This is a genomic window from Ruegeria sp. BG6 (assembly GCF_056538465.1).
On record NZ_JBQFTB010000007.1, the window covers coordinates 107,031 to 128,672 of the forward strand.

General features: G+C 56.3%; 18 protein-coding genes. 11 read left to right on the forward strand and 7 right to left on the reverse strand.

All coding sequences use genetic code 11. The features are described from left to right. Window positions 1-21 precede the first annotated feature (21 nt). From ACR0JW_RS13825 to ACR0JW_RS13850, 6 genes are all read right to left on the reverse strand, one after another. Window positions 22-2,043 carry a putative 2-aminoethylphosphonate ABC transporter permease subunit gene (locus tag ACR0JW_RS13825; RefSeq protein WP_170681671.1) on the reverse strand — a complete coding sequence of 674 codons (2,022 nt, stop codon included), beginning with the start codon at window positions 2,041-2,043 and terminating at the stop codon, window positions 22-24. Further along, the gene (locus ACR0JW_RS13830; protein WP_480714073.1) at window positions 2,040-3,173 is read right to left on the reverse strand and encodes a putative 2-aminoethylphosphonate ABC transporter ATP-binding protein; all 1,134 of its coding nucleotides are present in this window, start codon (window positions 3,171-3,173) and stop codon (window positions 2,040-2,042) included. Before ACR0JW_RS13830 ends, ACR0JW_RS13825 begins: the two co-directional genes overlap by 4 nt. A gap of 132 nt (window positions 3,174-3,305) precedes the next feature. Next, a complete protein-coding gene (locus ACR0JW_RS13835) occupies window positions 3,306-4,325 on the reverse strand; it encodes a putative 2-aminoethylphosphonate ABC transporter substrate-binding protein (RefSeq protein ID WP_170681669.1) in 1,020 nt (339 codons plus the stop codon). A 400-nt stretch (window positions 4,326-4,725) separates the two neighbouring features. Further along, window positions 4,726-5,565 carry a DMT family transporter gene (locus ACR0JW_RS13840; protein ID WP_170681667.1) on the reverse strand — a complete coding sequence of 280 codons (840 nt, stop codon included), beginning with the start codon at window positions 5,563-5,565 and terminating at the stop codon, window positions 4,726-4,728. Window positions 5,566-5,832: 267 nt separating this feature from the next. After that, window positions 5,833-8,295 (reverse strand): GcvT family protein, encoded by a 2,463-nt coding sequence (locus tag ACR0JW_RS13845; protein WP_480714074.1) that lies wholly within the window; start codon window positions 8,293-8,295, stop codon window positions 5,833-5,835. Window positions 8,296-8,381: 86 nt separating this feature from the next. Continuing rightward, on the reverse strand, window positions 8,382-9,137 hold the full coding sequence (locus tag ACR0JW_RS13850) for a DeoR/GlpR family DNA-binding transcription regulator (RefSeq protein ID WP_480714075.1): 756 nt from the start codon (window positions 9,135-9,137) through the stop codon (window positions 8,382-8,384). A gap of 451 nt (window positions 9,138-9,588) precedes the next feature. Here ACR0JW_RS13850 and ACR0JW_RS13855 point away from each other — a divergent pair, with 451 nt between their 5' ends. Then, a complete protein-coding gene (locus ACR0JW_RS13855; protein ID WP_480714076.1) occupies window positions 9,589-9,711 on the forward strand; it encodes a hypothetical protein in 123 nt (40 codons plus the stop codon). A 335-nt stretch (window positions 9,712-10,046) separates the two neighbouring features. Here ACR0JW_RS13855 and ACR0JW_RS13860 read toward each other — a convergent pair whose 3' ends face one another. Continuing rightward, on the reverse strand, window positions 10,047-10,700 hold the full coding sequence (locus ACR0JW_RS13860; RefSeq protein WP_170612103.1) for a GntR family transcriptional regulator: 654 nt from the start codon (window positions 10,698-10,700) through the stop codon (window positions 10,047-10,049). On the opposite strand from ACR0JW_RS13860, the gene ACR0JW_RS13865 reads away from it, so the two are divergent. The 10 genes from ACR0JW_RS13865 (at window position 10,699) to ACR0JW_RS13910 (ending at window position 21,596) form a co-directional block, all read left to right on the forward strand. Then, a complete protein-coding gene (locus ACR0JW_RS13865; protein ID WP_480714077.1) occupies window positions 10,699-11,991 on the forward strand; it encodes a Gfo/Idh/MocA family protein in 1,293 nt (430 codons plus the stop codon). The genes ACR0JW_RS13860 and ACR0JW_RS13865 overlap by 2 nt on opposite strands. Before the next feature lie 100 nt (window positions 11,992-12,091). Then, window positions 12,092-13,102: a sialic acid TRAP transporter substrate-binding protein SiaP gene (locus ACR0JW_RS13870; RefSeq protein WP_170681659.1), complete on the forward strand. Its 1,011-nt coding sequence runs from the start codon at window positions 12,092-12,094 to the stop codon at window positions 13,100-13,102. 30 nt (window positions 13,103-13,132) lie between these two features. Further along, complete coding sequence (locus ACR0JW_RS13875) at window positions 13,133-13,708, forward strand: TRAP transporter small permease (protein WP_170429693.1); 576 nt, start codon at window positions 13,133-13,135, stop codon at window positions 13,706-13,708. Next, window positions 13,705-15,000 carry a TRAP transporter large permease gene (locus ACR0JW_RS13880; protein ID WP_170328647.1) on the forward strand — a complete coding sequence of 432 codons (1,296 nt, stop codon included), beginning with the start codon at window positions 13,705-13,707 and terminating at the stop codon, window positions 14,998-15,000. Before ACR0JW_RS13875 ends, ACR0JW_RS13880 begins: the two co-directional genes overlap by 4 nt. Beyond that, complete coding sequence (locus ACR0JW_RS13885; RefSeq protein ID WP_170681657.1) at window positions 15,000-16,886, forward strand: TIM barrel protein; 1,887 nt, start codon at window positions 15,000-15,002, stop codon at window positions 16,884-16,886. The genes ACR0JW_RS13880 and ACR0JW_RS13885 overlap by 1 nt, the downstream gene beginning before the upstream one ends. A gap of 1 nt (window position 16,887) precedes the next feature. After that, window positions 16,888-17,760 carry a shikimate dehydrogenase gene (locus tag ACR0JW_RS13890; protein WP_170681655.1) on the forward strand — a complete coding sequence of 291 codons (873 nt, stop codon included), beginning with the start codon at window positions 16,888-16,890 and terminating at the stop codon, window positions 17,758-17,760. Continuing rightward, on the forward strand, window positions 17,757-18,572 hold the full coding sequence (locus ACR0JW_RS13895; protein ID WP_170681653.1) for a citryl-CoA lyase: 816 nt from the start codon (window positions 17,757-17,759) through the stop codon (window positions 18,570-18,572). Before ACR0JW_RS13890 ends, ACR0JW_RS13895 begins: the two co-directional genes overlap by 4 nt. Then, complete coding sequence (locus ACR0JW_RS13900) at window positions 18,562-19,749, forward strand: Gfo/Idh/MocA family protein (RefSeq protein WP_480714078.1); 1,188 nt, start codon at window positions 18,562-18,564, stop codon at window positions 19,747-19,749. Before ACR0JW_RS13895 ends, ACR0JW_RS13900 begins: the two co-directional genes overlap by 11 nt. Next, on the forward strand, window positions 19,739-20,413 hold the full coding sequence (locus ACR0JW_RS13905) for a hypothetical protein (protein ID WP_170681649.1): 675 nt from the start codon (window positions 19,739-19,741) through the stop codon (window positions 20,411-20,413). Before ACR0JW_RS13900 ends, ACR0JW_RS13905 begins: the two co-directional genes overlap by 11 nt. Then, window positions 20,406-21,596 carry a Gfo/Idh/MocA family protein gene (locus ACR0JW_RS13910; protein ID WP_480714079.1) on the forward strand — a complete coding sequence of 397 codons (1,191 nt, stop codon included), beginning with the start codon at window positions 20,406-20,408 and terminating at the stop codon, window positions 21,594-21,596. Before ACR0JW_RS13905 ends, ACR0JW_RS13910 begins: the two co-directional genes overlap by 8 nt. Window positions 21,597-21,642 lie beyond the last annotated feature (46 nt).

A 21,642-nucleotide genomic window follows, 5' to 3' on the forward strand; every position in this document is an offset into this window, starting at 1 on the left:
GCAGGGAGTCAAAAATGGCTGCTAGCGACTTCGCCAGGCTTGAGTGCGTTTCAGAATGCCCTTGGACGCTATCTGATGAATGATCCGGGCCGCGGCATTTGTATAGAAGATCATCATCCCCATTGCCGCCGCCGGTGCGATATCTCCGGCATCATCCATATTCAGGACAGCGATTGAGGCGAGCGTGGTCTTGGGGGAGTACAGAAACACCACCGCCGACACGGTCGTCATCGCGTTGACGAACAGATAGATGGATATGTCCAGAACCGCTGGCAGGCAGACCGGAACCGTCACCCGTGCAAACAGCTTCATCGTCGGTTGCTTGAGCGACGCTGACACGGACTCGAACTCGCGGTCCATTTGTTTCAGGGCCGTCACCGCCGTCAGGTGCGATACGGTGTAGAAGTGCGTCACCGTACAGATCACCAAAATCGCCATTGTGCCGTAGATGCCGTTCAGCGGGTTTGACGGGTTATTGAAGAAAAAGATGTAGGACAGCCCCAGCACCATGCCCGGAATGGCCATCGGCAACATCGCGAACATCTGAAAAATCGATCTGCCGGTGCGGAACCCTTGTGATTTCTCAACCAGGTAGGCCCCGAAGAACACAACCGCCGTGCCGATGATTGCAGTCAGCAGGGCCAGCCGGATCGAATTGAAATAAGACCCCCAGCCGCCGCCATCCATCTTGTCGAACTGATAGTTCCTCAGGCTCAGGCTCAGATCATAGGGCCAGAACTTGATCAGGGCAGCGAACTGGCACACTGCCAGAAGGCCAACGATGAACAGGCCGACCGCGCTGCAATAGGCCAGAAACAGGCGATCAGCTTTCGGGTTCGGGGTTGGCTGATACGGCACCGACCGGGCCGACAGCAACGCCACCTGTTTGGACTGAACCATGCGGTCGATCGCAAAAGCCAGGATCGCCGGTATCACCAGAACCACGGACACGACCGCGCCCATCTCAAAGTTCTGCTGGCCGATTACCTGCTTGTAGATGTCCACCGCAAGGACGTTGAACTGCCCGCCGATGACTTTGGGCAGGCCAAAATCGGTGATTACCAGATTGAACACAACAAAGGCTGCAGAGATCAGGCCGTAGCGGGCACCCGGAACGGTCACCGTCCAGAACGTGCGCCATGGGGTTGACCGCAGGCTTGCCGCAGCTTCGTACAGCCGCGCATCCGAAATCGCCAGCGCCGTTGAGATGATCAGGAAGGCATGCGGAAAGGTGAAGAACACCGAACCTATGACAATGCCGATCGGACCATAGATGCTGGCGCCGAACAGAAGTTCTTTGATCATGCCCTGATTACCAAACAGGTATACCAAGGCGATACCCGGCAGCAGCGAGGGAACGAGAATTGGCGCCATTGCGATCAGGCGAAAGACACCTTTGAACCGCATGCAGCTGCGGTTGAGCGCGTAGGCAAACCAGAAGGCCAGCGTCACGGTGACGATCGTGCTGACAACGGAAATCCAAAGTGAATTCTTGATCGAATTGAACAGCGCGGGCGTCGAGAAGTAGTTTACAAAGTTATCCAATCCCCTGGACTGGACGGGCCGAAGTTGAACCCGCCGAAAGGTATTGGAATCCAGCTCGACCCAATCGGTTCCTTCCTGCAGCGTCGATCCGACCAGGAACCGCCCGGTATCCGTCGTGTTCCGGATCTGATACATCACCGGACTGCGGAAACTGAAATCCGGGAAGAAACCTGTAACAGGCAAGCGCCCGTCCGAACCCGTCACAAGATCGGTGTCGGCAAATGCTCCGGTTTCGCGGTTCAGCGCATCGCCCGACAGGATCGTTCCATCAAAACTCCCTGCGTCATCGCTGACCTGAAACTCGTATTGGGACAGTTCCACCCGATAGGTGGAAAACGACTTTGAGAGCATCGTGTATAGCGGAAGCGCCAGCGTCACGATCAGATACAGCACGATGACCATCATGCTTCCGCGCATCAGGATGTCGTCGCGGCTGAGCTTGGGTTTGATGATTGGGCCGGGGGGCAAAGTGTTACTGTTGGTGGAAGCTGTACTCATGCCCCGGCCTCCGGTACGTCAAAGGCCATCAGGCGGTCTTCGGGAAGCTCGATCATCATCGTCCGCCCTTCTTCCAGCTCAAGGCGACGCACGGCATTGATCGAGAAATCCGCGATCAGCTCCGAAGTGCCGAACCGCTCATTGCTCAGGCGGCACCGCCAGAACGAACCAAGGAACTCCATCTCGGTGATCAGTACTTCGAAGGCGTTTTCCGGGGTGGTAATTGTATCCGGCGCACCCGGAGACCGCGCACCTTCGCCATGTGGAATGACATCATCGGGTCGGACAGCAGCTATGACGCGGCTTCCTTTCTGATGCGAATGCCGCGTGCATTTCAGCACGGACCCGCCCAGTTCTATCGTCTGAGGGCCACCGGCAACTGCCGACAGCTGATTCATCTCGCCAATGAAATCGGCGACAAACAAATTCCTTGGATGGCGGTAAATCTCGGTGGGCGATCCCACCTGTTCAATCACGCCATGGTTCATGACCACGATCCGGTCCGCCATGGCCAGCGCCTCTTCCTGGTCATGCGTCACCATCACGGTGGTCACGCCCAGCTTGCGTTGCAACTCTTTGATTTCATGACGCAAATGGACGCGTACTTTTGCATCAAGCGCCGAAAGGGGTTCGTCCAGAAGCAGCAGGCCGGGCTTGGTTGCAATGGCACGGGCCAGGGCAATCCTTTGCTGCTGTCCACCCGACAACTGTGCCGGATATTTTTTGCCCTGATCCGGCAGGCCGACGAGATTAAGCAACTCATTCACACGCACAGCGATTTCAGATTTGCTGTGGCCCGAATTTTCCAGGCCGAAGGCAATGTTCTTTTCAATCGTGAGGTTCGGAAACAGCGCATAGGACTGAAACACGATCCCGAAGTCACGCTCGGACGGGGGCAGGTTGGACACGTCCTTGCCGTCCTGCATGACCGTCCCCTTGGTCTGCAAATCCAGACCGGCGATGGCGCGGAGCAGGGTCGTTTTCCCGCAACCCGACGGGCCCAGAAAACAAACGAATTCGCCATCGTTGATTTCCAGCGAAATATCCTTGAGAGCGAGAAAGCTGCCGAACGCCTTCCACAATTTCTGGATGCTGAGATACAGTTCACCGGGAGGTGTTTTCTGAAGCACGGGAGAGGTCCTCACATCTGCACCTCGGGCATGGCTGATCCGGGCCGGGCACTGCCAGGTGCGCAGGTCACGTTTTTGGGAAAAAGAGAAGGGCGCGCAGGAGAGGCAAAAGCACCTCTCCTGCTATCGTGTTTATTTCGCTTCCGACTTTCCGTCATAGCGAGACTGCCATTCCTTCAGGATTGCCGCACGGTTATTCGCGGCAAACTCAAAATCATTGTCAATCATGGCATCCAGAAGACCGTCTGGGAAGTGCTCAACCGGTTTTGCGACGCCGGGATAGGCCACAACCGCGTAGCCGGTGTTGTACATTTCGTTGGCTTCCTTGGTGACCGTGAAATCAACCAGTTTCTGAGCGGCTTCCTGATTTGCCGTTCCGGCGACAATTGCGGTGGCTTCCATGTCCCAGCCTACGCCTTCGGACGGGACGATAATCTCAAGAGGCGCGCCATCCGCCTTGGACTTGGCGCCGCGGAAGGCAAACGAGATACCGATCGGGATTTCGCCCGCTGCCGCCAGCTTGCAGGGTTTGGAACCTGAATGTGTATAGCGCGCAATATTTTCGTGCAGCGCGTCCATGTACTCCCAGCCGCCTTCTTCACCGAACATTTGCAGCCAGCTTGAAACGTCAAGGAACCCGGTGCCTGACGAGTTCGGGTTCGGCATGATAACCTGATCCTTGTACATCGGGTCAGTGAGGTCTTTCCACGAGGTGGGTGGCTTCAGCCCGGCTTTTTCGGCCTCGACCGTGTTGTAGCAGACGGATGCAACCCAGGCGTCCATGCCAACCCACGCGGGTGGATTGTCGCCATCGACAAACTTGGGATCCAGATTCTCGACGCCGGCAGGTGCGTAAGGTTCCAGCATGCCTTCCGATTTGAGAAGCAGCAGCGACGTTGCCGCCAGACCCCATACGACGTCTGCCTGTGGGTTGTCCCGCTCAGCCAGCAGTTTAGCAGTGATGATCCCGGTCGAGTCGCGAACCCAGTTAATCTTGATGTCAGGATTGCTTTGGTTGAACGTCTCGGCATAACGGGCCAGATCTTCCGCCTCGACGGCGGTGTACACTGTCAATTCTGTTTCCGATGCCGCAACCGTCGCGGTCATTGCGCTGACGGCCAGAGCGGCAAGAAATGATGTCGTGTGTTTCATTGTTATCCTCTGTTGGTGATTTCTTGACGGGTTCGCCATTCTTGCGCGGCGTTCTATTCAGATTTGTATCAACAGTTTGACAGATAAAAACTTCAAGAAAAATCGATTATATCTTCAACATCATAAGCGCATCCTATGGAAAAGCAGCTATGGATTGCCGACGGTTGCGATCAATTCTGGCAACGGAGCGGCAGGGCCTAACCGTTTGAAGCCGCTTGTTTTGCATACATTTGGTGCCGTCCAGCAGTGTCGTCCCCGACGCGGACCAGAGCCTGAACACAGGCGGGATCGGTATTGTTCCTGCGGTGGTCCGGCATCTCGCCGGGATTTGTGATGAAGATCAGTACTTCTTTCGTGCGTGTTGCCGGGTTCTGCGCCCGAAATCCGCCCTCAGATTTCGTTATCTCGCCATTGCCAAAACCAAGATGCCGAGCGCCACGATTGTCGCCGCAAGAAGCCTGTTGGATTTGGGCCCTTCGCCAAACCACATGACGCCAATTGTCGACGCAAAGATCACGGAACTTTCTCTGAGTGCCGACACCACGCCCAAAGGCGCAATCGTCTTGGCATACAGCACCAGTCCGTAGGCTAGGCCAGAAATGACGCCGCCCGCCAGACCTGCCCAGACAAAGCGTCTGGGCAGTGCCACAAGGCGCTGCCATCGTGTTGTGAAGATGAATCCAGCAACAAATATTTCAGCGACGAACAAGGCCGCGATGTATCCCAATGCGTTCTCGGACAGCCGAATGCCGACACCGTCGACAATCGAATAGGACGCAATCATCAGGCCCGTGCCAAGGGCTGCCGCTATGGCGATCCAGTTCGTTTGTCTGCCTAACCCGGCAAGGGACAGGCACGCTATACCTGCCGAGATGCAGAGTATGCCGATCCATGCGACCGTCGAAAGAAGCTCTCCCGCAAACAAAATTGCGCCCAGCGCGACCAGAACAGGCGTGATCCCGCGAGAGATGGGGTAAACCATCGACAGGTCGCCATGTTTATATGCGGTGTTCAGAAACCAGTAATACCCCCAGTGGATCAGGGTCGAGCCAACGATAAAGGGAAAAGCCGCCCAAACCGGCAGCCCGAAAAACGGCAACGCAAACAGCGCAGGGACCGCGTGGCCGAGTGATACCAGCCCCAAAACGATTGCTTTGTCGGGCGCCCCTTTGACAACCGCATTCCAGAGCGCATGCAAAAAGGCAGCGGTCAAAACGATAAGAAGCGCCGAGGTCGTCATTGCGAGCCGATGAAATGGTTTGGTTTGTTGGCGTGCATCAGAACTCCGACCTCAATGCGCTGATACGCGCGCGCGTTTGGTTTGCCAGCGCAAGTGCGTGGCACGCGACCGACAGAACCGAACCGGAAGTCTGTTCGTCAAGGACAAGCTGGTCCAATGGCAAACTATCGCAACGCAGAAAACCGAATTTGGAGGTTTGGTTTGCTTCGGGCCCGATAACCGAACGGTGTTTCATCCAGGTTCATTTCGGCAGGGGGTCATCCAAGACTAGCCGTCCATCTTCGGCCGTTCGCTTTGGGTATCATACGGGGCTCGCATATAGGCTGTTGCCGACAACCGGGTTCCGGCAAGGTCGATTTCAAAGGTCCCGTCGCGGAAAAAAACGGCCGTTACCGGGCGGGGCGCGTCCAACCGGCAAAGTGCAACGGCCGCGCCCAGCGTATGGCCATAAGCGGCCGAGCGGACCTCGCCGATTTCGACGCCGTCATACAACACGGCCTCACCACCCCACAGTTGTGCCGAGCCATCATCCAGCACCAATTGCACGATGCGTGTTTTCAGGTGATCGGGGTCCTCTTTTGCCGCCAGCAGCGCGTCTTTCCCGATAAAGCCGCCGGGCTTCTCGAAATCGACCGCAAAACTCAGCCCTGCCTGTAGCGGAGTGATGTCGGGCGTTAACTCTCGGCTCCAGGCGCGGAAACCCTTTTCCAGGCGCAGCCCTTCCAGCGCGTAGTATCCCGCATCGCGGATGCCGAACTCGGCCCCGGCGCGCATCAGATCCTCGTATACGCCAACGGTGAATTCGACCGGCACCACCAGTTCCCAGCCCAGTTCACCCACATAGGTCATGCGGTTGGCCAGAACCGTGGCATAGCCCAGATCGATTTCCTGATGGGTGGCAAACGGGAAGGCCGCGTTGGACAGGTCGGCCTTGGTCAGTTTCTTCAGAACCGCGCGGGCTTTCGGCCCCATGACCGCTAGAACCGACCAGGCGGCCGTGACATCGGTCAGGAACACGTGGGCATCCGCGTCGAAATTCTTGCGAATCCAGTCCGCATCATGCACCGCCTGGGCCGAGCCGGTGATCAGAAGGAACTCCTGCGCTTTCAGGCGCAGCACTGTCAGGTCGGATTCGTACCCGCCGCGTTCGTTCAGCAGACCGGTGTAGACCGTGCCTCCGATGGGGACGTCGACATTTGCCGCGCAAATGCGGTTCAACTGTGCACAGGCATCCCGGCCCTGAACCAGCAGTTTCGCGAACGAGCTTTGTTCGAAGATCGACACGCCCTCGCGGGTGTTCTTATGCTCGGCCGCAACTGCGTCATGCCAGTTCTGGCGGCCAAAACTGTATTGAATCCCGGGTGTTTCGCCTTCCGACGCAAAGAAATTCACCCGCTCCCAGCCCATCTTTGATCCGAATACAGCATTTTTTGCCGCCAGGCGGTCGTAAAGGGCCGAGCGGCGGAACGGGCGCGCGGTGTCCAGTTCGCGATTGGGCCAGGGCATGGCATAGTGAAGCCCCAGCGTTTCCTTGACCCGATCGTGCAGCCACGTCGGGTTGTTGTTGAAGTTTGCGAACCGCCGGATATCGACAGCAAACAAATCCGAGGTCGGAGCCCCCTCGACAATCCATTCAGCCAAAGCACGCCCCGCCCCACCGGCGCTGGCAATTCCCATCGAGTTGAACCCGGCCCCCACAAAGAAGTTCTTCAGTTCGGGTGCCTCGCCCAGAAGGTAGTTGTTGTCGGGGGTGAAGCTTTCAGGCCCATTGTAGAATTTGCGCACACCGGCGTCGGCCATCTGCGGAACCCGGATCAGCGCATTTTCTAGCAGAATCTCAAACTGGTCCCAGTCATCGGGCAAAAGCTGGAAGAAGAACTTGTCGGGGATGCCGTCCATTGCCCATGGCTTGGCTTCGGGTTCGAACCCGCCCATCACCAGACCGCCGGTTTCCTCTTTGAAATAGATATAGCCGTCAGGGTCGCGCAGCACCGGCAGGCCAGGCTTCACGCCTTCGATCTGTTCGGTCACGATGTACATATGCTCGGCCGAATGCAGCGGTACGTTGACGCCGCACATTTTGCCCAGTTGGCGCGCCCACTGACCGCCGCAGTTCACCACAATCTCGGCTTCGATGGTACCATGGTCGGTCACGACACCGCTGACTGCCCCGTCTTTGGTCAGAATATCGGTAACCTTGATGCCTTCTATGACTTTGGCGCCGTCCATGCGCGCGCCCTTGGCCAGAGACTGTGTCAGATCGGTCGGGTTGGCCTTGCCGTCGCCGGGCATCCACAGCCCGCCTTTGACGTCATCCACCTGCATCACAGGCCATTTGTCCTGCGCCTCCTGCGGGGTGATGACCTGAACCTCGACCCCCTGCGCGCGGGCTGCGGCCGCCGTGCGCAGCAGCATTGTCATGCGGTCCTCCGTGCGTGCCACGGTAACGGAACCGCATTCCATCCAGCCTGTGGCCAGTCCGGTCTCGGCCTCAAGTTGAGAATACAGCTCGGTCGAATAGCGGATCAGATTGGTCATGGCAGGCTGGCTGCGCAACTGACCAACCAGACCCGCCGCGTGCCAAGTGGTGCCGCAGCTCAGCTGTCCCTGTTCCAACACCACCACATCACGATGCCCCATCTTCGTCAGGTGATACGCGACCGAGCAGCCGACAATACCGCCCCCGACAATGACAGTTTGCGCGCTGTGTGGAAGTTGGGTGCTGGCCATTGCCTTGCTCCGTGCAGAAGGAATCGGATCTGCACTCACCTTATCGTTAGCTTGCAAAACTTGGCAAATATATTCTTTTCTTTGCGTTATGCCCGCACAATATCCATTGGTTGGGTTTCCAGCGATTCGGAAATGTCCTTGGGTAATTCACCGTCAACAACAAGGGTCACGTCAAAGGGCAAAGCTTTCATGGCGATCTGCCCAACCACCCCGAACTTGCTGCTGTCCGCCAAAAGGAAAGGGTGCTGTGCCCGTTCCATCATCATGTGGCGCAAGTTGGCGCCTTCCAGCGAGAAATAGGTGAGCAAGGCCCGCGCGCTGATCCCGCCAACCCCGACCAGCGCGTATTCCGCGTTGTATCTGGAAAGGTGTTCCAGCGTATCCAGACCCATTGTTGCATTCTCGGAAAAATCCAGCCGTCCGCCCAGCAATGTGATCTCTGCCGCTGCCGGTGTCAGAACCGAGGCAATTGTTAAGTCATTCGTGTATATCGTTAATTCACGGCGAGTGGCCGCCAGGGCCTGAGCTGCGGCAAGCGTCGTCGACCCATTGTCAATGATCACGCTGGCCCCGTCCGGGATCGCGCTGGCGACATAGGCTCCAATGCGCTCCTTGCCCGCACGGTTGGTTTGGGTGCGGTCAGTCATAGGAGGCTCATGCCTGCGCACTCTGGTTGCCCCGCCACGCACCTGGTTGAGCTTGTTTTCCTGGGCCAACTGCTCGATATCCTTGCGCACGGTTTCCCGTGATACGCCAAGACGTTCAGTCAGAGAACGAATAGAAACCGCAGGCTGGCGCGAAACTTCTTCGAGAATGATTGCATGACGTTCGGATGGCAGCACGAGAGATCCTCAATGATCGCATGGGGCTACAGAATGCCAAATTTCGCAAAAAAATCCAGCCCGGAGTTGCAAAAGCGACTGCGCGATTTGTTAAAGGGCTTCGGGGCGCGGCGTTCGTGGATCCCGGATAGCTCTCTGCTGTTCATCGAAACGTGTCGCGATAAGTCAAACGTTCTGTCGCTTGTCACAGCAGTGCCCAGACCAGCCGCGCGGCCGCAAGAGCGGACGGTCCCCGCCAATACGCTTCGTGCGCAATTGGGCGGACTGACTTTCCTCAATTCAGGGAAAGCGTGCTGTTCAGGTGTTTCAAATACCCGAAATCAACGCGCTCGCTGCTCCAACAAATCCAGCGCCGGCCACGACGCTTGCGAGTACAATACAAAAAACTTCTAATGCGCTGAGTTTCATTTTTCTGCCCTGCCCAAATGCCCCGCTCGACTTAAAGCATCTCATGAGATTCAAAAAGAGAGCCTTTGTTGACGCAGCGGAATGCTGCTACATGCGCGGCGTGTTTTCGCTCAGCAGTGAGTTTTGGTCATTCGGATCGGATACCGCGCGGGTGTCAGAAGCTTGATCTGTAGGGCGCGCGCGCATCACGACCGTTCGCCCGATTTGACGGATTCCGGCGCAGTTTGCCCCACAATTTGTCCCCTGGAATCATGTCCGGAGCGACGGGCTGGTTCAACCTTGATGCAAGTGACTGATTCTAGTGGTAGCGGAGGTCCGTCTTGGACACAAACCCCACACATTAACACTCTGTAAAATACGGGTGCCGCGACCTTCGAGGGGTAAGCTGAAAGGTCAATTGTCGTAGCGGTACCCTGACTGGCGAATTCGATCAAAAGATATTGGACTTCACCGCGTTGCTCCGAGTTGGAGGCCGCCGCAATTGCGGCACGGCGGAATGGCCTACATAGCCTCCAACGTGTGGGCGAGGCCATTTCGGATGTGATCTTCCAACAACTTCTTGGCCATATTCGCGTCTCTGGCCAATGCGGCATCGAACATGTGTTTGTGTTCTTTGGCTGCTACCTCACCTCGATAGGTCAGTACGAGCATCTGGTAACGAAGATATTTGTCATAGATGATTGAGTGAAGGGATAGAAGATTCTTGGAGTTGCAGGCTGCTATCATTGCTTGATGAAACTCCGAGTCGTACCTCTTCCAGGTTTCTTTCTCAGAGTCATCTCCTTTGAGAAGCCGTTGCTCCATCAAATGCAGCTTATGATGCGCGGCGACGAGGTTCCCCTCCCAATCCGTGTCACCATTCTCGATGGATAACTCCAATGCGTGGCACTCCAGCAGGACACGCAGCTCTGATATCTCGATCAGGTCTTCACGGGAGACCGGTGTAACCAGGAATCCCCGTTGCTCAGGAGCTTCGACAAATCCGTCGCTGGCGAGCCTGTTTAGCGTTTCACGAAGTGTCGAAAGGCTTGCCGAGTAGCGTTCCTTCAAGGCGTCCAGCTTCAGTTTGGAGCCGGGCTGCAGCTCTCCGAAGATGATGTCCCGCTTGATGCGCTGATAGGTGCTTGCACCTATCGTGGATGGCTGTTTCGCCATGCGTTTCACCCGATATTATCAGTTTCCTCGTTCAATTAGCATTTTTCAGAGACACCAGCAATCCAAACGTATGTATGGTAAAAATAAAAATATCATACATTATTGCGGAATCGCGAAAACCCCAATACGGTCGTGGCCAAGTTGGGCAAAGCGGCTCGATCGCAATCATCGGTTTCGGGATTTTCCGGACCCTCCGGAAGGAAACAAAGTGTCTAAGAACTTTCGCATTGCCATTGTCGGCATTGGTCTTGTTGGACGCCGCCACGCAGACGCTATCCGAGCGTTGCGCCATGTTGATCTCGTCGCGGTGGTCGACCCCAGCAATGAAGGTCGTGCTTACGCCGTTGAGCACGGGGTCGCATGTTACGAGACCCTCGAGGAAATGTTTGCAAATCAGTCGCCGGACGGAGCTGTTCTGGCGACCCCGACCACGCTTCATGTTGAACAAGGCCTCACGTGTGTTCGACATGGGTGTCCCGTTCTTGTCGAAAAACCGATCGCCGTAGAAGCCACTGCTGCACTTGAGCTTGTTCAAGCAGCGGAGAAGGCCAATGTGCCACTGATGGTCGGACATCATCGTCGACACAATCCTCTGATCCGGTCGGCTAAGGAGGCCATTGTCGATGGGAAGATTGGAGATGTGCGCGCTGTCCATGCGAATTGCTGGTTCTATAAGCCAGACGAGTATTTTGATGCTGCGCCTTGGAGAAAGAAACCCGGTGCAGGGCCCATCTCGGTCAATCTTGTCCACGATGTTGATCTGCTGCGGTACCTGGCCGGAGAAGTCATGACCGTACAGGCTCAGTCGGCTGCATCGCAGCGGGGTTACGACAACGAAGATGTTGCCGGTGCTCTGTTGACGTTCGAAAGCGGGGCGATAGGGACCATAAGTGTGTCCGACAGCATCGTCGCCCCGTGGAGCTGGGAGATGACGTCTCAAGAATATCCAATCTATCCTTCAACCACTGAGAGTAGCTACATGATAGGTGGCTCTCATGGTTCGTTGTCCGTTCCCGATCTACGATTGTGGAGTTACCAGAGTGAGCAAAGGGACTGGTGGACGCCAATCACATCAACCGCGCTGAAGAAGGGTGCGTCTGACCCTCTGGTCAATCAGCTTAGGCACTTTGTTGAAGTAGCTCGACACGAAGCAGAACCGATTGTGTCTGGATGGGAGGGTTTCAGAACGCTTCAAGTTATTGAAGCTATTCAGAATTCCTGCAGAACAGGTGAGACGGTCAGGATCAAAAACTCACAAAAAACACCAATGGTAGATATGACAGCAATATAAAATATCAGATATTTTGTAAAAAATCTTGCAAAATGTCCAAAATAGGTCAAAACTCTGAATCGCAAAAAAGAAGCATCATGATGTCTCAGGGAGGAGCAAAGTGATTACCAAACTTACTCGCCGGGCTGCTGTATCAGCCTTGGTCGCAACCGGTGTTCTGTTTAGCGCAACAAGTGGTGCGCTGGCGGAAGACAAAGTGCAACTGCGGCTCGCAACATCAGGATCGGAGACCGACCAGCGCTCGGTCGCTATGGCCGAGGTTTTCGCACCCATGGTCGCTGAATTTGCGACGTATGAGCCCAGCTATAACGGCACAATCTTCGCCCAAGGTACGGAGTTGGACGCCATCAGCCGGGGCAACTTGGAAATGTCGATCACCTCGGCGCAGGAACTGGCACAGTTCTTCCCCGAGTTTTCGATCTTTACCGCAGGCTATGTCCACCAGGACGCTGCGCATCAGGTGGCTGTCTTCAACGATCCCTTGATGGATGCCTTCAAGCAAAAGGCCGAAGAAGAACTGGGCGTCAAACTGCTGTCGGTCATGTATCTGGGCCGTCGTCAGGTGAACTTGCGCCAGCCCAAGGATGAACTGACCGTCAGCACTCCGGCTGATCTGGAGGGTGTGAACCTGCGGATGCCGGGCACAGATGCGTGGCAGTTCCTTGGCAAAGCGCTGGGTGCTGCCCCGACACCAATGGCGTTCTCAGAGGTTTACACAGCTCTGTCGACCGGTGCCGTTGACGGTCAGGACAACCCATTGCCAACCGTGGTTGATGCCAAATTCTACGAAGTGACCAATCAGATCATCCTGACATCGCACTTGGTTGACTTGAACTATATCGCCATCGGCAAAGAAGTTTGGGACGGGTTGACGCCGGAACAGCAAGCCAAGGTTCAGGAAGCTGCGGATGCAGCGGCTGAATCCGGTCGCCAGAAGCAGCTTCAGAAAGAAGAAGATCTTGTCAGCTTCCTGAAAGAGCAAGGCATGGAGATCTATGAACCCGATCTCGCGGCGTTCCGCGATCAAGTACAGACTATGTATCTGGACAGCGAGTTCGCAGGTTCATGGCCCGAAGGCGTTTTGGATCAGATAAACGCTCTGGGCAACTGAGCCCAGCAAGACTAGGGAGGGAGAACCATAATGAAAGCCTTTATGAAGGGGTTCTCCCGACTGACCGAAGCGATTGCCGGCGGGATGCTGGCGGCAATCTTCCTGATCTTCCTATTGCAAATTCTCTTGCGCTACTTCTTTACCCCCGCCGGATGGACACTTGAACTCATCGGCATTCTGTGGGTCTGGGTGATCTTCTTCAGTTGCGCTTTCATAGTGCGCGAACGGGATCACGTGAAGTTCGACATCATCTACCTTTCCGTGCCGATGCGCGTGCGGCAGGTCTTTGCGATGCTGGCGGCCGCAGCGATCGTGGTCGGTATGCTCTACAGCTTCCTTCCAACGTGGGACTACATCGATTGGATGAAGATCCGCAAGACATCGACTGTCCGCAATCCGTTCTCCGGCGAGAAGATACCTTTGCGCACAGTATTCTCGATTTACGCGGTATTCATGCTGGTCGTCGCAGCGCGCTACGCGTGGCTGTTCTTTGACGTCATGCGTAATGGCCCACCAAAGACAGAGTTGGAACTGGTTGTTGGGTACAACGTGGTTGACGACCATCCCCGTGTCGACGTCGAAGAGGACGAGGAAGTTAAGAAATGAGTTTTGAACTTCTTTCCTGCCTGCTCGCTCTCTTTCTTCTGGCAGGCATCGGGACACCTATTGGCTATTCCATCCTTTTGGCCTCATTGGTGTACTTGGGCACGGCTGGACTGGACGTCGCCCTTGCGGGCGAGAAGATCCTACAAGGCTTCTATAAAAGCACGATCCTGCTTGCCGTGCCGTTGTTCATTGTCGCCGCGAATATCATGAATGCGGGCTCGATCACGGACCGTCTGCTGAACTTCTGCGTCGCTGCTGTCGGTCGTTTCAAGGGCGGCCTCGGGCACGTCAACGTGGTTGCGTCTTTGATTTTCTCCGGCATGTCCGGTTCGGCTGTCGCGGATGCCGCGGGGATCGGAAAGATCATCATTGAGATGATGACCAAGGATGGCCGCTACAGCCGAGGCTACGCAGCTGCAATCACGGCGGCGTCGGCGACGATTGGCCCGATCATTCCGCCCTCGATTCCGATGGTTTTGTACGCGCTCGTTTCCAAGGCCTCCATCGGGTCGCTGTTCTTGGCCGGTATTCTGCCCGGCCTGATCATGGGCGTCGTCCTCATGGCGATGAACTACTATCTTGCCGGCAAGCGGAACTTTGCATTGGAAGAACCAGTTCCGCTGCGCGAGTTGCCGGCTAAAACCGCCAACGCGTTCCCAGCACTGCTGATGCCCGCAATCCTGCTGTACGGCATATATGGCGGCGTCACCACTCCGACCGAAGCCGCCGCAGTCGCTGCATTCTACGCATTGCTACTGGCAGCGTTGTTCTACCGCGCGCTGACCTTCCGTGGCCTTTATCAGGTCTTCGTCGACAGCGCGCGCTCTTCCGCAGCCGTCGGGGTGGTCATTGGGGGTGCGTTCATTCTGAACTTCATCGTCATTCAGGAGCAGATTCCTCAGTCGATCTCGGCGCTTCTGGAGGGTTCGGATGTCAGCCCGATTGTATTCCTGATCCTCGTAAACCTGCTGATCCTCGCGCTGGGTTGCGTGTTGGACGCAACAACGATCATTCTGGTGATCGTGCCCCTGTTCATTCCCACCTGCGAAGCGCTTGGGATTGATCTGGTGCATTTCGGGGTGCTGGTCGTCGTGAACTCGATGATCGGTCTGATCACGCCGCCCTATGGCATTCTGCTCTTTGTGATCAACGCCGTGACGGACATTCCGCTGCGCGAAATCATCTCGGAAATCTGGGCCTTCCTCGCGGTTCTCATCTTCGCCTTGGTGATCATGATGCTGATGCCGGATCTGGTCCTGTGGTTGCCGCGTATGTTTGGATATCAGGGATAATGTGCCTCTCGGTTTCGACAACGTCGATCCCCGGTGATCTGGTCGAAAAACTAAGTGCTATCGCTGAAGCGGGATTCGGGGGTGTCGAACTACACGAACCGGATTTGACCGCTTTTGACGGGCCGCCTTCGCAAGTCCGCGAAATTGCATCGGACCTCGGCCTGAAGGTTTGCCTGCTGCAACCCTTTCACAACCTTGAAGGACAGTCCGGCGGTGGACGGGAACGCGCCTTTGATCGGCTGAAACGCAAACTCGACCTGATGAGCGAGTTGGGAACGGAATTGCTACTAATCGGGTCCGCATTCGAGGTCGATGTCGCCTTGACCGAAGAACAGGTAATCGCAGATCTTGGCGAGGCGGCCCAGATCGCTAAGGAAATGGGGTTGCGTCTGGCCTATATGGGCTTGCCATGGTCGGATCTTATTCACTCGGATGAGCAAGCGCTAGGCATCGTTGAAGCCATCGACAGCCCTCATTTGGGGCTGGCCTTGAATTCCTTCTTCTCGCTTGCCGACGGGTCCAAACCAGCCCGCCTTCGGGACATTCCCGGAGAGCGGTTGTTCCATGTGCAACTGTCCGATGCGCCCCGACTTGAGATGGACATACGTCGGCTCAAACGGCACTTTGGGCTTCTGCCGGGGCTTGGGTCGCTGAGCCTTGCGGGCTTTGTGCGCGTGCTTGCCCGCGCCGGGTACAAAGGGCCTTGGTCCATTGCGCGCGTCAACGAAGCAGCTCCTCAACCCGGCGGCCGAACACTGGCCCGAGACAGCTACAGGTCGCTGGTAAACCTTCTGGATGAGGTGTCGCGGACCGAGCCAAGAACAGATTTCGGCATCCCGGACCTGCCGGAACGCGTCGATGCGTCGGGCTTCGAATTCGTCGAATTCACAGCCGACGAAACAAGCGGCGCGCAGCTGGCAGATATGCTGTCAGCAATGTGTTTTCGAATGGAGCGAAAACACGTATCCAAGTCCGTCGAGCTGTGGCGGCAGGGCGCGATAAACATCGTTGTGAATACCGAAAAAGAAGGGTTTGCCCATTCGGCGTTCCTGGGTCACGGCCCCTCCGTTTGTGATATGGGGTTGCGTGTCAAAGATGCGGATCAGACGGTTCAGCGCGCGACTGCGTTGGGCGCTCCGAATTTCTCACAGCCGGTAGGGACCGGGGAACTGGACATCCCGGCCATCCGAGGTGTTGGTGGCAATGTTGTCCATTTCATAGATGAGAAATCCGATCTGCATCGGGTTTGGGACATCGAGTTCGAGCCAGTCGCCAAGACCAAAGCGATCCAGCCCGCCGGTCTGCGCCGCATCGACCATCTGGCACAGACGATGCGTAACGATGAGATGCAAAGCTGGCTGCTCTATTACATTTCGACTTTTGAGATGGCAAAATCCCCGATCGTGAACGTTGCCGACCCGTCCGGCGTCGTGCAAAGCCAAGCTATTGAAAGCCCCGAGGGCGAAGTGCGCCTGAACCTGAACGGGGCCGTTGGGCGCCGAACACTGGCGGCGTCATTCCTTGAAGATGGATTTGGGGCCGGTGTTCAGCACATCGCCTTCCAGTCCGATGATATTTTTGAAACTTCTGCCCAGTTGCTCAAGTCCGGCTTTCCCAGCCTGTCTATCCCTGAAAACTACTACGCTGATCTGCAAGCGACATTCGGATTGGATGACGATTTGGTTGCCCAACTGCGTCGAGGCAACATTCTCTACGATCGGGCAGCGGGTTCCGAGTATTTTCAGATATACAGCCGCCCCATCTTTAACGGCTTTTTCTTTGAAATTGTTGAGCGCCGAACTGGTTACGCCGGCTATGGCGCGCGTAACGCTGCGTTTCGATTAGCGGCGCAAACGCGACACCAATTGGCGGAAGGAACACCCTAATATGAAGGCCGCTCTAATCGGACAAGGGATTTCTGGCTCCATGACGCCTGAGATGCACGAGGCGGAGGGCCGGGCGCAGGGTATCGATCTGAGCTACGGTAGGATCGACACTGTAAAAGAGCCATTTCGTGGAATGTCGGTCGCTGATTTACTGCGCTATTCCGTTGAATTAGGCTGTGCGGCGGTCAACGTGACACACCCCTACAAAGCATCAGTCATTGATCATCTTGATGAGCTTTCCAAGACTGCTGAGGAGCTTCAAGCTGTCAACGCGGTGGTTTTTTGTGACGACAGAATGGTTGGCCACAACACCGATTACATAGGTTTCCACAGTGCCTTCGGAGATTTTTTGGGATCATCGAAGACTGAAACGGTTCTCATGTTTGGTGCTGGCGGCGCGGGCAGTGCGGTCTCTTTGGCTTTACTTGATTCAGGTGTTCGAGATCTGGAGATCATCGATCCTGACTTCCACCGCGCGCAGGCGCTGGTCAGTCGACTAAAGGTCTTGCGCCCGTATGCAAAGCTTCAGGGTTCCCCCTCGATTTCGTTGGATCGGGTCAAATTTGTGGACGGAGTGGTCAACGCAACACCGCTCGGGATGGACAAGTACCCCGGGTCGGTAATTGATCCATCATTGTTGAGGCCGGGTGCTTGGGTGGCAGATATCGTATATTTCCCGCTCGAGACACACCTTCTGAGCAGCGCCCGCACAATCGGGTTGAAAGTGATGAATGGTGCCGGAATGGCAGTTCATCAGGCTGCAGCGTCTTTTGAAATCTTCACCGGCTGCACCGCCTCAATCAGTCGTCTTCAAAGCGTTTTCGATTCACTTCGTCAGCAGCGCATGAGCGAGTTTAGAGGTGCAAAGGTATGACAAACGACGAGCAAGCTATCCGCCAATGGTGGCGTACCTCCATCATCGACATGAAGCCCGGTCAGATCGCTTTTCGTGGGAACGCCATAGAGGACCTGATCGGGAACGTATCTTTCCCGCAGATGATCTGGCTGATGGTGCGGGGTGATCTGCCCAGCGACGCGCAGGCACGTCTGTTCGAGGCCGCTTTGGTCGCAGGCGTGGATCACGGCCCACAGGCTCCCTCAATCGCGGCGGCGCGTATGGCCGCCACCTGCGGGGTAGGTCTCAATAACGCGATGGCGACTGCGGTGAACATGCTGGGCGACGTGCACGGCGGTGCAGGAGAGCAGTGCGCAGAGCTGTACTATGATATCGCAGTCCGCATGGATGCGGGAGCTTTGCTGAATGACGCTGTTCGGGATGGCTTGGACAGCTGGCGCGAGACGTATGGCAAGATCGTCTCGGGCTTTGGTCACAGGTTCCACAAACCCGTCGATCCACGCGCACCACGATTGTTGCAACTTGTTCGTGATGCGGCGACAGAAAGCACAGTTTCTGGCCGGTTTGCCGATATCGGAGAAGAGGTTCAGACCGAACTCGGCCGTCAACGCGGCGGTCGGCCGATTGCCATGAATATCGATGGCGCGACAGCTGTGATCTTCTGCGAGCTTGGCTTTCCTGCGCCCTTGTCGCGAGGGCTATTCTGCCTGTCCCGCTCGGTCGGAATACTCGCCCACGCCTGGGAGCAGATGAACCAGGGCGGTCGGAACAAAGGACCGATGCCCCCGAATTACTTACCCCTCTACGAAGACAGGAATGATGACACGTGAGACATCGAAATCCTTCCGGGTCGGCCTTATTGGCTGTGGTCGTATCAGCGATATCTATCTAAAAACACTGTCAAAATTTTCGAACGTCGAGGTTGCGGCTTGTGCTAGTCTCGATCCTTCGGAAAGCCGTGCCAAGGCGGAACAATACGGTATCGCAAAGGCTTGCTTGCCCGATGAAGTGTACGATGATCCGACGATTGACTGCGTTCTGAATCTGACAATTCCGGCGGCGCATGCCGAAATCAGCTTGCGTGCGTTGGAGGCGGGCAAGCACGTTTATTCCGAAAAGCCACTGGTCATGAACCGAACGGATGGCAAGGCGATTCTGCACATGGCCTCTGAAAAGGGGCTACTGGTCGGTTGCGCCCCCGACACGTTTCTGGGCGGTCGTTGGCAAACCGTTCGGCGCTTGATCGACGAGGGTGCCATTGGCAAACCGACTGGGGTTTTTGCCCATGTTGGTACCCACGGGACAGAACGCCACCATCCCAACCCGGATTTCTACTACCAGGCCGGTGGCGGGCCCTTGCTGGACCTTGGGCCATACTACCTGACCGTCATGATCTGCTGCCTTGGTCCCGTTGACCGGGTTGCCGGAATGGCGCGATGCACGTTCGACAAAAGGATGATCGAAAACGGCCCTCGCAACGGCGAATGGATGGACGTCGAGGTCGACACGCACTCCCTTAGCCTGCTGCAGTTCTCTTCCGGAGCTATAGGGTCGATGACAATGAGCTTCGACGTCTGGGACAGCGAAACTCCGCGGTTCGAGATCTACGGTGAAAACGGCACCATCAGCATTCCTGATCCTGACCCGGTTCATGGTGCCAATATCTTTCAAGGGGATGTCTGGCTGAAAACGCGGGAGACCTCGCGCTGGTCTCATCAGCCCCGTCCAACTGGTCGCGAGGACTGGCAGGTTGTTGAGAACAAACACGGGTTCAATGAAGATAGTCGTGGGCTCGGCCTTTTGGATCTGGCCCTGGCGGCGCAAGAAGGACGCCAACCCCGTGCAAGTGGAGCGCTGGCCTACCACGTTTTTGAGGTCATGGACGCGATCGAACGGGCGCCGAAATTTGGTGCCTATCAGACAATAGAAAGCTGTTGCGCGGTGCCGACGCCTCTGCCGGTCGATTTCCTGAATGATGAGAGGACGGAGTTGGTCCATGCCGATTGAGACACTCGACTTTGCCCAGCCATTTTTTCGCGTCCAGCACATCACTGATGAAGACAGAATTTCTGTCGAGGGTCGCGCCATTGTTCTTAACCTTGGGGGACTGGAACCGTCGGTCGAGGATCAGACCATTGCGCCGCTTTCCTCCGTGATCGTGCAAGACAGCACGATTAGTGGCGTGGAACGTGCCGTCATTGTTCACGGTTTCGACGCCCATGCCGATGACAACGAGTTGTTCGCATCGGTGAAAGATACATGGCCATCTGCTTTTGATGTTCGCCAAGAGGAGCGTCTGCGCGGTGTCAGCCACTACATGTCGTCAAAGGTCTTCGTGGGTAACGTTGGACTGACCATGTACCATTCCGGTTCGGTCCCATTGAATGTCGGATTGCACAAGGATCATCCGTTCTGCCCGGTACCTGGGTTTCGCGAAGTGCATACGCAAATCGTAGGCTTTGGCAAAATGCAGCAATGCCGTGAGCGGGATGTTGAAACCCTATACCTCGAAGAATTCATGGCTCCGGGCGCGACGCACAAACCGATGTATGACGCCGAAGGCAACTATCCCTGGCATCAGTACGAGACGATTACCCCCAGCATCTTCATGGCGGTGGAAATACTGCCAGAAGGCGCGTGGGTTCCCGGAATGGAGGTTCAGAATGGCTGAGAGACTTCTACCCGAAAACCTGAGTTTTGACGGTCCATTCCCTCGCCTGTCTCGCCGTTTGCGGCTGGGCGTTGTTGGCGGAGGACGGATCTCTGTTACGCAAGCAACGGCCGCGCGGATGACCGACCGGTTGGAGGTCACCGCAGGCGCGCTCAGTTCAGATGCCGCGCGCAGCAAGGCGCGCGGAGCTGAGTGGTTCTTGCCAGCAGACAGGTGCTATGCGTCCTTCGACGAGATGGCAAAGGCCGAGGCGGCGCGCCCGGATGGCGTAGATGCCGTCATGATCACTACCCCGAACCACGTTCATTTCGACGCGGCCAAAGCCTTTCTGGAGGCGGGCATTGACGTGCTGTGCGATAAGCCCTTGACCAACGAAGTCGCCGAGGCCGAAAGGTTGGAACAGGCCACCGCGCGCACAGGGCAGATCTTTGCTGTCGGCTATGCGATGTCGTGTTTTCCAGTGATCCGACAGGCCAAGCAGATTGTGGCCGAAGGTGGCATCGGTAAAGTCAACCAGATTCATGTTGAGTTCATGCAGGACTGGATGACGCCCGAAGATGTGGCTGATGCACCCCATGTCAAATGGCGGCTGGACCCAAAGATTTCTGGTCCGACTAGCTGTGTCGGCGATATCGGAACCCATGCCGCGCATCTCGCCAGTTTTGTCTCGGGCCTACCGATAACCGACCTGAGGGCCGAGTTCCATGTTTGCGGCGCGCCAAAGCCTTTAGAAGACACGGTGTTCATGTTCACCCGTTACCAAAATGAAGTCCCCGGAACCTTGATGGCAACACGCCTTGCCCCCGGAAACCGGGGTGGGTTGCGGTTGCGCATATTCGGGAACGAAGGAGGTCTCGAGTGGGACCTGGAGAAATCGGAACAGCTGAAGTTCAATCGGTTTGGAGAGCCGGATCGTATCATCAGCCGAGGTCACGGGCATGGCATCGGCCCCGGCGCAGAACGTCTGATCCGTACCGCGCGCGGCTTCCCTGAAGGGATTATCGAAGCCTGGGCCAACCTCTATACGGAATTTGCCATGGCCGTAGCTGCGCGTCGGGATGGCGTTACCGTTCCGGCCGATTGGCTTACTTATCCCAGTGTCGAACAAGGCGCAGACGGTGTCCGATTCATTGAAGCCTCTGTGCGCTCTCACCAGTCCGGAGGGGAATGGGTCACTCTCTAAGGCTCTGCCAACACGAATTTAGATCACGCCCGGGCCATTGCCTGGG

Excerpts from the sequence above, each read along its gene's own strand:
- ACR0JW_RS13825 (WP_170681671.1), bottom strand. The coding sequence starts at position 2,043 with ATGAGTACAGCTTCCACCAACAGTAACACTTTGCCCCCCGGCCCAATC.
- ACR0JW_RS13835 (WP_170681669.1), bottom strand. The coding sequence starts at position 4,325 with ATGAAACACACGACATCATTTCTTGCCGCTCTGGCCGTCAGCGCAATG.
- ACR0JW_RS13840 (WP_170681667.1), bottom strand. The coding sequence starts at position 5,565 with ATGACGACCTCGGCGCTTCTTATCGTTTTGACCGCTGCCTTTTTGCAT.
- ACR0JW_RS13845 (WP_480714074.1), bottom strand. The coding sequence starts at position 8,295 with ATGGCCAGCACCCAACTTCCACACAGCGCGCAAACTGTCATTGTCGGG.
- ACR0JW_RS13855 (WP_480714076.1), top strand. The coding sequence starts at position 9,589 with ATGAGATTCAAAAAGAGAGCCTTTGTTGACGCAGCGGAATGCTGCTAC.
- ACR0JW_RS13865 (WP_480714077.1), top strand. The coding sequence starts at position 10,699 with ATGCGTTTCACCCGATATTATCAGTTTCCTCGTTCAATTAGCATTTTT.
- ACR0JW_RS13860 (WP_170612103.1), bottom strand. The coding sequence starts at position 10,700 with ATGGCGAAACAGCCATCCACGATAGGTGCAAGCACCTATCAGCGCATC.
- ACR0JW_RS13875 (WP_170429693.1), top strand. The coding sequence starts at position 13,133 with ATGAAAGCCTTTATGAAGGGGTTCTCCCGACTGACCGAAGCGATTGCC.
- ACR0JW_RS13880 (WP_170328647.1), top strand. The coding sequence starts at position 13,705 with ATGAGTTTTGAACTTCTTTCCTGCCTGCTCGCTCTCTTTCTTCTGGCA.
- ACR0JW_RS13885 (WP_170681657.1), top strand. The coding sequence starts at position 15,000 with ATGTGCCTCTCGGTTTCGACAACGTCGATCCCCGGTGATCTGGTCGAA.
- ACR0JW_RS13890 (WP_170681655.1), top strand. The coding sequence starts at position 16,888 with ATGAAGGCCGCTCTAATCGGACAAGGGATTTCTGGCTCCATGACGCCT.
- ACR0JW_RS13895 (WP_170681653.1), top strand. The coding sequence starts at position 17,757 with ATGACAAACGACGAGCAAGCTATCCGCCAATGGTGGCGTACCTCCATC.
- ACR0JW_RS13900 (WP_480714078.1), top strand. The coding sequence starts at position 18,562 with ATGACACGTGAGACATCGAAATCCTTCCGGGTCGGCCTTATTGGCTGT.
- ACR0JW_RS13905 (WP_170681649.1), top strand. The coding sequence starts at position 19,739 with ATGCCGATTGAGACACTCGACTTTGCCCAGCCATTTTTTCGCGTCCAG.
- ACR0JW_RS13910 (WP_480714079.1), top strand. The coding sequence starts at position 20,406 with ATGGCTGAGAGACTTCTACCCGAAAACCTGAGTTTTGACGGTCCATTC.